The organism is Flavobacterium sp. GW821-FHT11G01 (genome assembly GCF_058808175.1).
In genome coordinates, this window is record NZ_JBXARK010000011.1 from 88,729 (window position 1) to 105,346 (window position 16,618).

At 34.9% G+C, this 16,618-nt stretch carries 12 protein-coding genes; 4 read left to right on the forward strand and 8 right to left on the reverse strand.

The window, feature by feature from the left end:
• Window positions 1-37: 37 nt before the first annotated feature.
• A complete protein-coding gene (dinB, locus tag AC1RRN_RS18350) occupies window positions 38-1,120 on the reverse strand; it encodes a DNA polymerase IV (protein ID WP_492968698.1) in 1,083 nt (360 codons plus the stop codon).
• A 136-nt stretch (window positions 1,121-1,256) separates the two neighbouring features.
• Between dinB and AC1RRN_RS18355 the strand changes: the two genes are divergently transcribed.
• Both AC1RRN_RS18355 and AC1RRN_RS18360 read left to right on the forward strand, forming a co-directional pair.
• Window positions 1,257-1,991: a metallophosphoesterase family protein gene (locus tag AC1RRN_RS18355; RefSeq protein ID WP_492968699.1), complete on the forward strand. Its 735-nt coding sequence runs from the start codon at window positions 1,257-1,259 to the stop codon at window positions 1,989-1,991.
• A gap of 49 nt (window positions 1,992-2,040) precedes the next feature.
• Window positions 2,041-2,568 carry a DUF6646 family protein gene (locus tag AC1RRN_RS18360; RefSeq protein ID WP_492968700.1) on the forward strand — a complete coding sequence of 176 codons (528 nt, stop codon included), beginning with the start codon at window positions 2,041-2,043 and terminating at the stop codon, window positions 2,566-2,568.
• Window positions 2,569-2,634: 66 nt separating this feature from the next.
• Here the strand turns inward: AC1RRN_RS18360 and AC1RRN_RS18365 are convergent, their stop codons facing one another.
• The 7 genes from AC1RRN_RS18365 to AC1RRN_RS18395 all read right to left on the reverse strand — a co-directional run bounded on the left by AC1RRN_RS18365 (window position 2,635) and on the right by AC1RRN_RS18395 (window position 12,528).
• On the reverse strand, window positions 2,635-5,415 hold the full coding sequence (locus AC1RRN_RS18365) for a M4 family metallopeptidase (protein WP_492968701.1): 2,781 nt from the start codon (window positions 5,413-5,415) through the stop codon (window positions 2,635-2,637).
• 359 nt (window positions 5,416-5,774) lie between these two features.
• Window positions 5,775-6,428 (reverse strand): 3-oxoacid CoA-transferase subunit B, encoded by a 654-nt coding sequence (locus AC1RRN_RS18370; RefSeq protein WP_492968702.1) that lies wholly within the window; start codon window positions 6,426-6,428, stop codon window positions 5,775-5,777.
• 107 nt (window positions 6,429-6,535) lie between these two features.
• A complete protein-coding gene (bla, locus tag AC1RRN_RS18375; RefSeq protein WP_492968703.1) occupies window positions 6,536-7,423 on the reverse strand; it encodes a class A beta-lactamase, subclass A2 in 888 nt (295 codons plus the stop codon).
• A gap of 108 nt (window positions 7,424-7,531) precedes the next feature.
• Window positions 7,532-8,233: a CoA transferase subunit A gene (locus AC1RRN_RS18380; RefSeq protein WP_492968704.1), complete on the reverse strand. Its 702-nt coding sequence runs from the start codon at window positions 8,231-8,233 to the stop codon at window positions 7,532-7,534.
• Between the two features lie 171 nt (window positions 8,234-8,404).
• Window positions 8,405-10,711, reverse strand: coding sequence for a penicillin-binding protein 1A (locus tag AC1RRN_RS18385; RefSeq protein ID WP_492968705.1), 2,307 nt, complete (start codon window positions 10,709-10,711; stop codon window positions 8,405-8,407).
• A gap of 10 nt (window positions 10,712-10,721) precedes the next feature.
• The gene (locus AC1RRN_RS18390) at window positions 10,722-11,201 is read right to left on the reverse strand and encodes a gliding motility lipoprotein GldH (protein WP_492968706.1); all 480 of its coding nucleotides are present in this window, start codon (window positions 11,199-11,201) and stop codon (window positions 10,722-10,724) included.
• Window positions 11,185-12,528 (reverse strand): PSP1 domain-containing protein, encoded by a 1,344-nt coding sequence (locus AC1RRN_RS18395; protein WP_492968707.1) that lies wholly within the window; start codon window positions 12,526-12,528, stop codon window positions 11,185-11,187. The genes AC1RRN_RS18390 and AC1RRN_RS18395 overlap by 17 nt, the downstream gene beginning before the upstream one ends.
• A 358-nt stretch (window positions 12,529-12,886) precedes the next feature.
• Between AC1RRN_RS18395 and AC1RRN_RS18400 the strand changes: the two genes are divergently transcribed.
• Window positions 12,887-13,432 carry an L-type lectin family protein gene (locus tag AC1RRN_RS18400; RefSeq protein WP_492968708.1) on the forward strand — a complete coding sequence of 182 codons (546 nt, stop codon included), beginning with the start codon at window positions 12,887-12,889 and terminating at the stop codon, window positions 13,430-13,432.
• The coding region (locus AC1RRN_RS18405) for a DUF8696 domain-containing protein (RefSeq protein WP_492968709.1) at window positions 13,393-16,618 on the forward strand (3,226 nt) is incomplete at its 3' end. The genes AC1RRN_RS18400 and AC1RRN_RS18405, both read left to right, overlap by 40 nt.

A 16,618-nucleotide genomic window follows, 5' to 3' on the forward strand; every position in this document is an offset into this window, starting at 1 on the left:
TAAAAAATATATTTCTATAGTTTGAAGAACTCTTTTGCTAAAAAGCAAATTTTAACTGAACCACAACGGCTTTTTTCTCTTCAGTATTTAAATTGTTCAAAGAAATTCCGAGCAATCGAACAGAATCTTTCATTTTTTCCTGATACAATAATTCTTCTACAGTTTCAAGAATTAAACTTTTATCAGAAATAAAATAAGGCAGTGTTTTACTTCTTGTTTGTTGTGTAAAATCACTGTATTTGATTTTCAGTGTAACCGTTTTTCCTGAAATATTGTGCTTTTTTAATCGCTTTTCCAATGAAGTTGCAATTCTTTCCAGCTGCTCTAACATAAATATTTCCGAAGATAAATTCACATCAAAAGTATGTTCAGCTGCTACCGATTTTGTTACACGATATGATTTCACTTCGCTGTTATGGATTCCGCGAACGACTTTATAATAGAAAGAGCCTGATTTTCCGAAATGCTTTTCCAAAAACTCTTCTGATTTTGTTTTTAAATCAGCTCCTGTAAAAATTCCCAATTGATACATTTTCTCTGTGGTCACTTTTCCGACACCATAAAACTTCCGAATAGGTAATTCTTCCAGAAAAGATAAAATTTCATCCGGATTTACTGTTTTCTGTCCGTTTGGTTTATTGATATCGCTGGCAATTTTGGCTACGAATTTATTAACTGAAATTCCTGCCGAAGCGGTTAATCCAACTTCATTGAGAATTCTCTGTCGAATTTCCTGCGCTAATAAACTCGCACTTGGGTTTCCTTTTTTATTCTGGGTTACGTCAAGATAAGCTTCATCGAGTGAAAGCGGCTCTACCAGATCTGTATATTCATGAAAGATTTTATGAATTTTACCTGAAATTTCTTTGTACCGATCAAATCTCGGGCGAACAAAGATAATTTCCGGACAATATTTTTTAGCTAAAACTCCGCTTATGGCACTTCGTACACCAAATTTACGAGCTTCGTAACTTGCCGCCGAAACTACTCCTCTATTCTCTGAACCACCAACAGCAACAGGTTTTCCGCGCAAAGCAGGATTATCCATTTGCTCTACAGACGCATAAAAAGCATCCATATCAATATGGATAATTTTACGATATGTAGGTGTTTCAGACATGTTACAAATTTAAATAGTAATGCTTGAAAATGAGATGTAAAAAAGCATAAAATTAAAGTCATTTAAAGATTATCAACTAAATGATCGCAAACAAATCATTTTCTTTATTTTTGTATACTACACGAAATTTAATAAAATGCGAACATTTGTTATAGGCGACATACACGGAGGATTACTCGCACTTGAGCAAGTGATGAAAAAAGCCGGGGTTACTACAGAAGATACTCTGATATTTTTAGGTGATTATGTTGATGGATGGAGTCAGTCAGCAGAAGTAATTGAATATTTGATTGACCTGAAAAGCAAACAAAACTGTATTTGCATTAGAGGAAATCACGATCAGCTTGCATTAGATTGGCTCGAAAACAGACACGAAGAATTTGATGAAGAAATGTGGTACAAACATGGCGGTAAAGCCACTGTTGAAGGCTACGCCAAGCTTTCGGAAGAAAGAAAAAAAGAACATATTGTTTTTTTAGAATCTTTACAGGATTACTATCATGACGATCAAAACCGATTATTTGTACATGCAGGTTTTACCAATTTAAATGGTGTAATCTGGGAATACTTTCCAAAATTATTTTATTGGGACAGAACTCTTTGGGAAAGCGCTCTTTCATTAGATCCGAATCTAAAACCAGATGATCTCTATTACCCTAAGCGTTTTACGATATATAAAGAAATATTTATTGGCCATACACCTGTTACCCGAATTGGACAAACAGTTCCGGTTAATAAGGCGTGTGTTTGGAATGTTGATACAGGAGCCGCTTTTAAAGGCCCCTTAACCATTATGAATGTCGATACAAAAGAATTCTGGCAAAGCGATCCATTAAATGAGTTGTATTTTAATGAAAAAGGTAGGAATTGATGTGTAAAAAACTAAATTTGCATTCCCAAAATAATTAATATTTAAGTTTATGAAAAAAGTTTTTACATTTTTATTTTTAGCAGTATTCGGATTAACGCAAGCGCAACAGGCTTTCAAAGGAAAAGGCGACATCAAAGTTAACGTTGGTGCCAATCTTCAGGATGGCGGTTCAGGAATTCAAGGTTCGGTAGATTTTGGTTTAGGAGAAAATTTCTCTTTTGGATTTGTTTCAACTTACCTTTTAGGAGTAAATAATTTTAATGGTCCATATCCTGGACATCCAGAGCCATACGTTGACAAAAAGCCAGAATTTCAGGATCGTTTTGATGCTAAAGCAAGAATTAATGCTAATTTAAGTAGTGTTATTGGTGTTGAGCAATTAGACGTTTATCCTGGTTTAAGTTTAGGATTACACAATTTTGGAGGTCACGTAGGTGGTCGTTATTTCTTTACTGAAGGATTTGGTGTTTTCACAGAAATTGGATTTCCAATTGCAAAATACAGTGATAATAATGATGTTTTTGATCATTTAAACAATCAGGCTACTTTTAGTTTAGGAGCTTCTTTTAATTTATAAAATTTTATAGATTTTCATAAAAAAACCCCGCAATTGCGGGGTTTTTCATTTTTAAAATTACAATTTTTACTTCTTAATAAATTTCTTAACGATTTTTTTGTCACCGCCGTTTAATTCTATAATATACAATCCTGTATTTAATTTGCTGACATCAATAGGATTTCCAGAAATTTCTCCTGAAATAACTTGTTGGCCTATTGTATTTGAAATTTTATAAGAATATCCGTTGCTGTTTGAAAAAGAAACATTTAATTCATTTTCAACTGGATTTGGATAAAAGGCAAAACTTGTAGTTTCAATAGTTTCAACTAATCCTGCTGTAATTTCCTCCACAGCAACCGCACCAGAAGCTGTTATGTTTATCGAATAATCCTCTACTTGTCCATATGAAAAAGATTCACAAGATGTTGGAATTCCGTTATACTTCATAGAAACTCTTACTCTCGTTGTTCCAAGAGTTGCCGTTGACGGAATTGTAATTGAACCCGTTACAGGAGTTGTTGTTGATGTCGCTTTTGTCCAGGCTGTTTCTCCAGAATCTGCAAAATCACCATCCTGGTTATAATCTATGAAAACAGCATATCCTTCACTATAAACAGAAGAAGTCCAGCTTGGCGTAATTGTAATTGTATAGGCCGTTCCTCTTGTTGCATTTGTAGCAATAGCAGTATAATTTTCATAACCCGTTGTTCCTGTAGAAGTATTATTGATTGTACCAAAAACTACTTTACCAATTCTTTCGTCTGCCGAGCTATTTCCTTTAGACGTACAATATGTTAATGTAGTTGCAGTAGTTGTAACATTTACAGCATTACTCGCTGCTGAAACATTTCCTGCTGCATCTTTAGCTTTTACAGTAAAAGTATAGGCCGTTGAAGCAGTTAATCCGGTAACTGTATAAGTCGTTGTTGTAGACGAACCTTTTAGAGTTGTTCCCTGGTAAATGTCGTAGCCAGTTACTGCGACATTATCTGTAGAAGCAGTCCATGATAAATTTGTCGTTGTTCCTGTCGTTCCAGAAGCTGCAAGAGCTGTTGGAGCTGATGGCGCAACTGTGTCTGTAGATCCCGAATAAGCTGCTCCTACACCAACAGCATAAAATGCATTTGTTGTAGCTATAACTTCTGCAGAACCAGCGCCATATAAATCAATTGCCGATTGTATGCCCGAAGTTCTGGCATTTGCATAAGTAGAATTCGCTGTTAAATAAACGCTCTCTAAACGGTAAGCAATTCTTGCTGCTTTATCGATTGTAATTCCGGTTACATTATACACGCTTCCGATGTCGTTTGTTCCCGATTTACCAACCGAAAGAATATAAAACCAATGATTCAAAACCCCTGAGTTTGTGTGAACTCCGCATTGATCATTATTATTTGTTGGTGTACAATTTACGTTTACCCAATACGTTCCTCCATAAGTATCTGGCTGACCTTCAGAATTTGGATCACTCATGGAACGTAAAGCAAGATGACCACTTCTTCTTTCAATATCTTCACCCACTAACCAGGTTGATTTTGTAGGCGCCGCGCGATATTCGATACAAGCTCCCCAAATATCTGAGAAAGCTTCATTCATCGCTCCTGATTCTTTTTGGTACGCTAAATTTGCTGTATAAGTACATACCGCGTGACCTATTTCATGTCCCGCAACATCCATTGCCGTTAAAATGTCAAAACCTCCAGTTCCGGTTCCGTCACCGTAAGTCATAACACTTCCGTTCCAAAATGCATTATTATTATTTGGATATCCGGCTGCAACTAAATTATAGTGCACATAACTTTTAATTTTCGCTCCTGCATTATCATAGCTGTTTCTGCCATGAACCGCTGACCAATAATCATAAGTCATTTCTGCACCCCAATGTGCATCAAGTGCACCATTGTCTTTATTTGTATTATTATATTCAGCGGCTGTCCAATTGTTATCAGCATCGGTAAAATTTGTTGTTGGATATGTAGCTGTTCTTGCAGAATTGTACGTTTGAACTCCATTTCCACGCGTAACATCTGATAAAATATAGGAAGAGCCACTTAAACTTGTTTGAATAGTTTGAGTACCACTGTAGCGAGTTGCTGCGTTGGCCGCAACAACGGCAATTTTTGAAGATTTATTATTCTGATCTTTAGTTCCCAAGGCATTTGATCTGCCATGACTATATTCACCTAGATGTTTAATTGTCGCATTATAAAACAATGCTTTTCCGGTCTGAGCATCGATATAAAGATCACCACGGCTTAAAGGATTTGTTGCATAAATATCAAATTTATAGGCTAATCGTACTTTATCGGTTTTCCTCAATTGCCCCTGATCTTCCATAGACGGCAATAAAACCAACTCGCCTTGAGGTTTTTCATAATCCATTGCAGCCGCATCTTGTGGTTTTTCCCATAAATATTCTTTTGCGCCCGTGTGAGCAACAGCTTTTTCGAAAGCTTCCTGGTTTGATAATTTTGGAGTTGTGCTTACATTTTGAAAATCGTAATACTCCCCATTCATCGAAACTAATTTTCCGCCTTTAGAATGTAAAGTATAATTAGCAAACTCTACTTTAACTCCTTGCTCGTACAATTGAAATTTTTCATGAGTAAAACCTTCTTTATCAGATTCTACTCTAATTTTTGAAAAAGACTGAGTGTCTTTTAAGCCTAATTGTTCTTTAAAAACCTGTTGGGAATCTGATCCTTTATAGGTTGATTTATCGCTAAAAGTAATGGAACTGGGTAAACCATTTTCAGATAAATCTTTTTTGCTGACTCTTTTGTCTGTTTGCTGTGCTGAAACGGTCAGCGAAAACGTAAGAAAAACAGTAGTTAATGCTAAAATTTTAGGTAATTTTCTTTCCATAATAAATTGGTTAAAGTTTGGTTAAATGGATTACAAATAAAATATTTAACGTAAGTAAATACTTTATTTTTGAATAAAAGTATTTTAAATTTGTTATATAGTCGATGAATTTTACCTTTAATCGATAAAATGCAACACTTTTTATTCTAAATTCACTTTTATTTAACATTTTGTAAGAATCCTACAATAAACAGACTCAAAAAGTAATTATAACACTGATTGACATCATTTTACACACATTTACCACTTACAAATCCTATTATGATTGAAAAACCGACATCTGACAGCAAATTCATTAAACAAAAAAAGGCTAGCCTTTAAAAGCTAACCTTATATTTTTACTCAATTAAAAAGAATAACTAAATACTCATTTCCGGAATTTCTCCTTCAATAATTAAATCTGCTTCGGTTGATGCTATAATGTGCTCAACAGAAACTCCAGGAGCACGTTCTAAGAGTTTAAAACCTTTTTCTGTCACTTCGAGAACTGCAAGTTCTGTTACAACCTTTTTAACGCAACCTACGCCTGTTAATGGCAAAGTACATTTCTTTAGTATTTTAGATTCGCCTGCTTTATTCACGTGCATCATGGCAACGATGATATTTTCGGCGGAAGCCACTAAATCCATTGCGCCTCCCATTCCTTTTACCATTTTATCCGGAATTTTCCAGTTGGCAATATCTCCATTTTCTGAAACTTCCATGGCTCCCAAAATAGTTAAATCAACTTTTTGACTACGAATCATTCCGAAACTGAAAGCAGAATCAAAGAAACTCGCTCCCGGAAGTGTTGTAATTGTTTGTTTTCCTGCATTAATTATATCTGCATCTTCTTCTCCTGCAAAAGGGAAAGGTCCCATTCCCAGAACTCCGTTTTCACTTTGAAATTCAACTGCGATATCTTCACGAACATAATTCGCTACCAAAGTCGGAATTCCGATTCCAAGATTAACGAAATATCTGTCTTTTACTTCTTTTGCAATACGTTTTGCAATATCTTCTTTTGTTAACATAGGTTCAATGTGTCAATTCGTTAATGTGCCAATTAGTCAATTTGATAATTAGATAATGCTCTCTGGCGCTTATATTAATTTTCAAATTATCTAATTTTCTCAATTATCTAATTTTTTCTCGTAAAATAATCCCAGGTTGCTCTTGCAATGTCTGCGATTATTTTCTCAGTATCTTGTTGGCTTTCTGTAATCTCTTTTAAATAAACGGAAAGAATAAAATGTTTTCCGTTTGGAAGTTTTACAATTCCAACATCATTCATAGCAACTCTCAAATTATTATCGTTTGTTCCGGATATTCCGGTTCTGTGCGCCAATTCAGTTCCCTCAGGAAGTCCGGCTTTCATCCAGGTAATTCCTCTTGAAGTTTCTACCATTATTTGGTATAAATACTTTGTGGTAGTATCTTTTAGAATTTCTCCTTTATAGAATTTCTCCAATAATTCTGTTGTTGCCAATGGCGTTGTTGTATTCACATAAAGTTTTTTCCAGGATTCCATCTGCTTTTCATTAACCTTAATCACGAAATCCTTAATTCCTTGTTTATTTATAAATTTCTGAATGACTTTTGTTCCTCCAACTAAATTGATCAATAAATCACATCCATTATTATCACTATGAGAAACCGTATATCGCAATAATTTGTCCAACGTTAAATACATGTTTCCTTCAGGATAATCTTCCTTCATTGGGCTCCAGGTATTCTCGTGCAAATCATTCTTTTTAATGAAGATTTTTTGGTCCAATGAAAGCTTTCCTTCATCAACCTGATTTAAAACGGTTAAAGCGATATGCAATTTAAAAACACTCATCATTGGTGCTTTCAAATTTCCATTAATGCTTAACGTATCTTTATCTTCTATGCTTTTAATAGAAATTCCAACCGTTGCATTTTTAGTTACAATAATCTGATTTAATTGTTGTCGCAGTTCATTTGTAGTCTGCGAAAAAGCCTGAAACGAGAGAAAGGAAATTAGAATTACAGCAATTCGATTCATTTTTTATTGTTATTTTAAATTTGGCAATTAGAAAATTTGATAATTAGAAAATTGTTGCTTTACCCAATTTGGGAATTATCTAATTGACAAATTATCTTAATTATCTAATTATGTTCTTTGTCTTACGGTTCTTTGCTCAATTCTCTTTTCAAATTTTTCTCCCTGAAAGATGCGTTGCACCATAATTCCCGGAATATGAATTTGATTTGGATCTAATGTTCCAACTGGTACTAATTCTTCGACTTCAGCAATGGTAATTTTTCCTGCTCCGGCCATACAAGCGTTGAAGTTTCTGGCAGTTCCTTTAAAAATAAGATTTCCGGCTTCATCACCTTTCCAGGCTTTTACAATCGCAAAATCAGCTTCAAAAGCTTTTTCCATAATATGCATTTTTCCTTTGAATTCACGAACTTCTTTTCCTTCGGCAACTTCGGTTCCATAACCTGCCGGTGTAAAGAATGCCGGAATCCCGGCTTGTGCTGCACGACAACGTTCTGCCAATGTACCTTGCGGAGTTAATTCTACTTCTAATTCTCCCGAAAGCATCTGACGTTCGAACTCAGCATTTTCGCCAACATAAGACGAAATCATTTTTTTGATTTGTTTCTTCTGCAAAAGCAATCCAAGACCAAAATCATCAACTCCTGCATTGTTTGAAATACAAGTTAAATCTGAAATTGTTGTGTTTACTAAAGCTGCAATCGTATTTTCAGGAATTCCGCATAATCCGAAACCTCCAAACATGATGGTCATGCTGCTTTCAATTCCTTCGATTGCTTCCTGAACATTATTTACTTTTTTTGTTATCATAACAAACTGTCTTTATTACCGTATAATTTTGATAAAAATAAGATTTTTAGATTAATTTATAACGATTTCGTAAAAAATAAAGTCAACACAATTCAAAAAAATATCCTTTTGTATCCTTCTGAATTTCAGAAGCCACAAAAGGATGTTTTTTATTTTAAAAGAGAACGTAAACTACAGTTCGAATTCGTCTGTATTTTGTTCTGTTTGAGTAGTATCTTTTACAACTGCAGGCCTGCTGTAACAATCTACTTTTATAGAAAGATTTGCCGGACGCTCAAATTCTGATTTAGAAATTTGAAGTGCTTCATCTTTATAGCATAGTTTCATAAAATAAGCCCAAACTGGCAATGCTGCAGTAGCTCCCTGACCATAAGTCAAACTTTTGAAACGTGCTGAACGGTCTTCACATCCAACCCAAACTCCGGTAACTAAATTCGGAACCATTCCCATAAACCAACCATCAGATTGATTTTGCGTTGTTCCGGTTTTACCTGCAATTGGGTTTCTGAACATATATGGATAGCCTGTCCAACGGTTATCTCCGCTTCCTCCGCCTTCTGTGCGTAAACGTGCACCAGAACCGGTTTCAGTAACTCCTTCTAATAATTTGATTACTGCAAAAGCAATGTCTTTATTTAATACGTCATGAGATTCCGGAATCGGCTCATAAATAACCTCACCGCTTTTATTTTCGATTCGGCTTAAAAACTGAGGTTTTACATACACTCCCTGATTAGCAAATGTACTGTAAGCAGCAACCATATCTTCAACCGTAATATCAACAGCTCCAAGAGCGATTGAAGGTTGTACTGGAATTTCAGTTTTAACTCCTAATTTTTGTGTTAGCTCAACAACAGCTTCAGGACCAGTTCTGTCAATCAATTTAGCCGAAACCGTATTAATAGAGTTTGCTAAACCTTGTTTCAAAGTAACCATTCCGCGATATCTGTTGTCAGAGTTTCTTGGTTCCCAATCTTCTGTAACGTGGTGACGCCCTTTGTGAATCATAAAAGGACCATCCAAAATAGAATCACAAGGAGACATGTTCAATTGTTCGATTGCAGTTGCGTATACGAAAGGTTTGAAAGTAGAACCTACTTGTCTTGCACCTTGTCCAACGTGATCGTATTGAAAATATTTGTAATTGATTCCACCAACCCAAGCTTTAATATTCCCGGTTTGAGGCTCCATTGCCATTAAACCAGATTGCAAAAAGTGTTTGTAATAACGAATAGAATCTAATGGAGTCATAGTCGTATCACGCTCACCTTTCCAGGTAAATACACGCATTTTTGTTTTTATCTTAAATGAAGCAATAATATCATCCTCTCTTTTATCTGCTTCTTTCATCTGAGCCCAGCGATCAGAATTTTTCATCGCCTGCATCATGATTCTTTCTGTTTCTGCTTGTGTGATATTTACGAACGGCGCATTTTTATTGGTTTTCATTTCAATAAAAAATTGCTGTTGAAGATTTTTCATATGTTCAGAAACCGCTTCTTCTGCATAGGATTGCATTCTTGAATCGATGGTTGTGTAAATTTTCAATCCATCTTTATAGATATCGTAGTCAGAACCATCTGGTTTTTTATTTTCAGCTACCCATTTTTTCATATAATCACGAAGATATTCTCTGAAATAAGTTGCAGTTCCTTCGCGGTGACTTTCTAGTTTGAATTTTAGAGTAATTGGTAAAGCCTGTAATCTCAGCTTTTCAGCAGTAGAAATCATTTTTGCTTTTTCCATTTGACCAAGTACCACATTTCGACGATTCTTTACACCTTCTGGATTACGAACTGGATTGTATAAACCTGAATTCTTGAACATTCCGACTAAAATAGCCGACTCGTCCATTGTTAAATCTTTTGGATCTTTAGAAAAATAAGTCTGTGCAGCAGAACTTACTCCAACCGAATAATTTCCGAAATCATAAACGTTACAATACATTGCTAAGATCTCGTTTTTAGTATATTGTCTTTCCAAACGAATGGCAATAATCCATTCTTTTATTTTTTGTACAATTCGGAAAGGAAGAAATTTAGATCCTTCACCATGGAACAATTGTTTTGCTAATTGTTGTGTCAATGTACTTGCTCCACCATTTGTTCCCAAGCTAAAAACGGCTCTTAAAGTTCCGCGCCCGTCAATTCCTGAATGTTCGTAAAAACGAGCATCTTCGGTAGCTACTAAAGCTTCAACTAAGCTCTTTGGTAAATCAGAATATTTAAGTTGAGATCTGTTCGTTTTAAAATATTTACCAAGAACTACTCCATCAGAAGAAATGATCTCGGTAGCCAAATTAGAATCCGGATTTTCCAAATCTTCAAAAGACGGCATTGAACCGAATAATCCCCAAGAGGCAAATAAAAAGAAAGCTAAAATTCCAAGTAAAGTATAAGCAAAAACTCGCCAGAACTTCTTTTTATAGTAATTAATATCTTTAACGCTATTTGATTGATTGTTTTTTTTAGCAGCCATAACTATATTTCTAATCTTTTTGTTCTATTCTAAAACCTATGTCTGTAACACCCTCTAACTCCTGAACACCTGGTATTTTTCCAGATTCTCTAACAGCTTGTTTGATATGTACTTTGTATTTTCCTCTAAACTTAACGTTTTCTTTGTAAAACAATTTACTTTCTTTAATGTCTGTAAAACCGTTTCCTAACAGCGTTCCGTCCGGATTTGCCATTTGATATTCTAATGTATCCACTTTTGTGAAACCATTTGGCATCTCAAGAGCTACAATTAGAAACAAATTATTGAACGGATAATTGTTATTGTCTCTCAAATTTACAAATAAATTGTATCTTTTGGTAGAATCTAAAACTGGCAAATCAAAAGTAACAACACTGTCTTTATGCCAGGCACTTCCAACAGATTTGTACTCATCAAACACTCTTTTTTTATCACAAGAAAAAAGAAGTATTGCTGCCAAAAGAAGAATTCCGCTATTTTTTATTCTCATTTTTAGTAATAATTATAGGTTTTCTTGGCTCAGCGGGCTTATTATCGTTCGAATTATTTGGCTTATTCGACTGATTTTGCTTGTTGTGCGGTTTATTTGATTTATTCAGATTTCCGCCAGCTGGTTTATTATTGTTATTATTATTTCCCTGTTGAGGTTTATTTTGTGCCGGAGCCGCTACAACCGCACCTTCCGCATTTGGTTTACGTTTGCGATTTGGTTTTTTCTTTTTCTTTGGCTGATCAAAACGAGTTAAACTCTCCTGACCCATTGCATTATTAAAGTCTTTTTCAGGCTCTGAAAGAATTTCGATCGCAAAATCTTCTAAAGAAGAAACTTTGTTTTTCTGTTTATTTTCGGCAATAATCTCTTTTACCTGATCAATTTTTAAAACATGCCAGTTTGCGAAATTATTCGTGTAAGCAAACCACATTAATCCTTTAAAAATATCTTGTTTTTGACAAACCGCATCTCCTTTTTCAGTCACTAATTTAGTGTCATAATCAGGGAAGTCTTTCAGCGCATCCATATAAGTGTCAAGCTCGTAATTTAAGCAACACTTTAGTTTTCCGCATTGTCCTGCTAATTTTTGAGGATTCAGTGAAAGCTGTTGGTAACGTGCCGCTGAAGTATTTACACTTCTAAAATCAGTCAACCAAGTTGAACAGCAAAGTTCACGTCCACAAGAACCGATTCCGCCTAAACGTGCCGCTTCCTGACGGAAACCAACTTGTTTCATTTCGACTCTTGTGCTGAATTCTTTAGCAAAATCTTTAATCAAAAGTCTAAAATCGACCCTGTCATTTGCAGTGTAATAAAACGTAGCTTTTGATCCGTCACCTTGAAATTCAATATCAGAAATTTTCATTTCTAATTTATGCTGAATCGCTAATTCACGCGCACGAACCTTCATTGGTTCCTCGCGATCACGTGCTACAGACCAAATATCAATATCTTTTTGAGATGCTTTTCTGTAAATTTTTGGAACTTCGTTGCTTTCGTGGTTTACACCCTTTTTCTTCATTTGAATTTTTACCAATTCTCCTGTCAAAGTCACAATTCCAATATCATGTCCTGGCGATGCAACAGTTGCTACAATATCACCAATACTTAAAGTTAATTTCTCTGTATTTCTAAAAAATTCCTTGCGTCCGTTTTTAAAACGAACCTCAACGCAATCAAAAATAGCCTCTCCATTAGACGGGCTCATGTTCGAAAGCCAGTCAAAAACCGTCAATTTATTGCAGCTATCGGTGCCGCAAGTCCCATTATTTTTACAACCTTTTGGTGCGCCACCATCTGAGGTTGAACAACTTGTACATGCCATAATTATATATGTAGTGTTGCATAAAAGCAACTTAAGTTCATAAACGTTTGATCGGTAAAGATAGTATTTTTTTTAGTTTGTATTTAAAGCATTATTCGTAAGACTTTATTAAAAAATAAGTCCAAAAACAGTCTGCTATTTTACCTTAAAAATTTAGGCTTATTCTGTAACCTTTTTAACTTTTACTGGTATTTTTTGCCTTATAAAGACATGACCTTTGCAACTTTTTTCAAGAAAATATCACCAAAATATATTTTGCTTTTGAGAACAAAAAGACACACTCACTTTCTCGCATATCCATTTTAAATATCAAATAAATAAGCACTTACATATATTCTGAACCTTTACTTTTTTGTCTATGCAAATCATTACTACAATTAAGCTTAATTCTTTTAAGTATGTTCTTTTCATCTTATTATCCTTTGTTTCAATCTCTATTAGAGCACAATTTCCATTTTCGGAAAGCTTTAAAAACTCAACAGCTCCGGGAATGATATTTGGAGGATCTCCAACAGCCTTTCTTACTGGAGGTGCCGGTGAAAAAAACGGCTATAATGATCCCGAAGGAAATGGCTATTTACGATTAACAAATAATCAAAACAATCAAAAAGGATTGGTATGGTGGGATAATTATTCGTTTCCATCTGCCTACGGAATGAATATTTCATTTGAATATTACAATTTTGGGGGTAGTGGTGCAGACGGTATATCTTTCATTTTGTTTGATGCTACAGCTCCTTTTGTTAGTGCAGGCGCATATGGAGGTTCTTTAGGATATGCTCAATCTATGTGGGAAAATGGTTTTTCCAAAGGGTACTTGGGAATTGGAATTGATGAATACGGTAATTTTGCATCAGACAATGATTGGAAACTGGTGGCGTTTCTCAAACACCCAGTAATATAACCTTAAGAGGAGATGAAAACAGTGGGTATAATCACTTGACTACAGCAGCAACCTCACCTTATGGTTTTAATGTTTCAGGTTATGACAGAAATGCAACAAATGCTTCTAATCCTCAATTTAGAAAAATCGATATTAGTTTAAAACCACGTTCTGCCGGTGGTTTTTTTATTGATGTTTATATAACTCATGGAAGCACAAAAACCTTAATAATTAATAATTATGAATATACAACTCTATCTCCTGATAATCTAAAAATAGCTATTGCTTCTTCAACAGGAAGTGTTACTAATTTTCATGAAATTCGTGATTTAGAAATCAATGTCGATTTATCAACATTACTTACTCCAATAGCTGTTGCTGATCAATTTTCAGGATGTGTTGGTCTATCTGCTACTTCAGAAGATATAACTGCCAATGATAATGGTACAGTAAATAGATTAGGTACAATAAATAAAGAGAGTATTGATCTTGACCCTTCTGTTGATGGAATTCAAACTACTAAAACAGTAGCCGGAAAAGGAACCTTTGCATATGATTATTTAACTGGGAAAGTTACATTTACTCCTATAGACAATACCGTTATTGGTCCTGTTTCTATAAATTATACATTTAATGATTCTTATGGAAAAACTTCCAACGTTACCACTTTAACGTACAATATTTACACTCCAATTAGCAACAACATCATTCGAACATTGTCACCCGAGTATTGTATAAATACAGGAAATGATGTTCTTCTTGAAGGAACCAATCCTGTTGGAGGAAATCTTGACTTTACTTTTAAATGGGAACGAAGTTTAAACAATATAACTTTTCAAACTATATCTGGTGCTACTGGTAAAAACTATTCACCACCTAGCACAAATGTTACTACCTACTACAGAAGAGTAGCAACCTCTGAATCTTGCAGTACGATTAGTAATGTCGTATCGGTTGTCGTAAATACATCAATTGCTACTCCTAGTTTGAGCACTGTAAACCAACCTACTTGTAATAATTCAAATGGAAGTTTTACTATAACTAATTATGATGAGAGATATACTTATATGATATCACCATCAATAGGGGTTATTCAAAACGCAGAAACAATTACTGCGCCGGCAGGAAATTATACTGTCACGGCCAAATTGGGAAATTGCGAATCGTCACCAGTATTCACTTCTATTAATGCACAGCCTATAACACCAGCACAGCCAACTTTAAGTGCAATTACACAACCAACTTCAACAACAGAAGGAAGTTTTACTATTCTTAATTATGATTCAAGATATGCTTATGTGTTCAATCCCTCAACTGGAGTTAGTCAAAACGGTAACCGAGTAACCGCTTCAGAAGGAGACTATACAATAAGCGCTAAATTAGACAACTGTACTTCTACAACACAAAGATTCACTGTCAATGCACCAATATGTGAAGGAGAAATGAATACAATTGTAAAAGATGATTTTGGTTCTGGAATTTCAGATTATGGCCCACGACCTTCTACGTCAGATTTTACTACTACCTATAGTTTTTCACCATCTGGTGCTGTTATGTCAAATGGATATACTTTAATAAAAAATCCTCAACTAGCTAATAGCGAATGGTCATCAGGAGGAGATTATAATACTGGAAAGGGCGGAGACGGATACATGTTGGTTTTTGATGCTAACACTACTTTAGGAAGTGTTTTTTACGAGAAAAAATACACTAATCTTTGCTCAGGCAGTTTGTGTAAATTCTCAATTTACGCTGCAAATTTATTACCAACAACTTATGCTTATCCATCTGTTAAGCCAATGGTTAAAATTGATTTAATCAATCCAACTAATGGTACAATTTTAAAATCAATGACTTCTAACGAATTGCAATTAAGTCAAAAAAACCAGCTTCTCTGGAACGAACTTAGTTTATTATTTACAATTCCACAAGGAATAAATGAAGTAATATTAAGAGTAAGTAATGCTCAGGTTGACACAAACACAAATGGTAATGATGTAGCTTTTGATGATGTTTCATTTAGTATTTGCGTTCCAGTATTAACACTTTCAACTGTTACTGAAAAAATATGTGCTGGTGAAAATAATACAATTCGAACAACTCTTCAAAATACAACCTCAACAATTTACCATTATCAGTGGCAAGAACTAAACGGAACCATTTGGAGTGATATTTCTGGAGCTATTTCAACAGAATATGTAACTCCATCATTATTACAAAATAAGAAATACAGAATACGCTATGCACCAATAGGAATTGACATTACGAATAATAATAATTTAGGATGTTCTGGCATTAAAGAAATCGAACTGCAAGTTACTCCTCGAGCCAAAGCTGAAGATATAATATTATCATCAAATTATCCAGTTTGTGAAGGGTCTCAAATAACATTGACACCAACATCTAGTGCAGGAACAAATTTCTATTGGTATGATGGCCCAACAAATAGTGCAACCCTTTTAAGTAATAGTCCATCTTATTCAACAGGAACGTTAACAACATCTAAAACCTATTATGTTGCGGTCAGTGGAACAAATTACTGCGAAAATAATCCAGAGGATCGAAAGGCTGTTACAGTTACTCTGAATCATAAGCCTGCAACAATAACCACAACAGAAAACATCTGTTTTGGTCAATCTTTTACATGGCCCGTAAACTCTCAAACGTATAGCACTTCGGGAACATACACCATAAATAATGACGGTTGTACCGCTGATCAAGTATTGAACCTGACGGTAGCTGCAAAACCTGCAACAGTAACCACAACTAAAAATATCTGTTTTGGGGATTCTTTTGTATGGCCTGTAAACAGACAGACTTATACTGCATCCGGAACTTACACCGTAAATAATGACGGTTGTACCGCTGATCAGGTGTTGAATCTGACGGTAGGCACAAAACCTGCAACAATAACCACAACAGTAAACATCTGTTTTGGTGAATCTTTTATATGGACTGTAAACGGACAGGCTTATAACACTTCGGGAACATACACCGTAAATAACGACGGTTGTACTGCAGATCAGATATTGAATCTGAATGTTGGTACTAAACCTGCAACAGTAACCACAACAAAAAATATCTGTTTTGGGGATTCTTTTGTATGGCCTGTAAACTCTCAAACGTATAGCACTTCGGGAACATACACCGTAAATAACGACGGTTGTACTGCAGATCAGATATTGAATCTGAATGTTGGTACTAAAC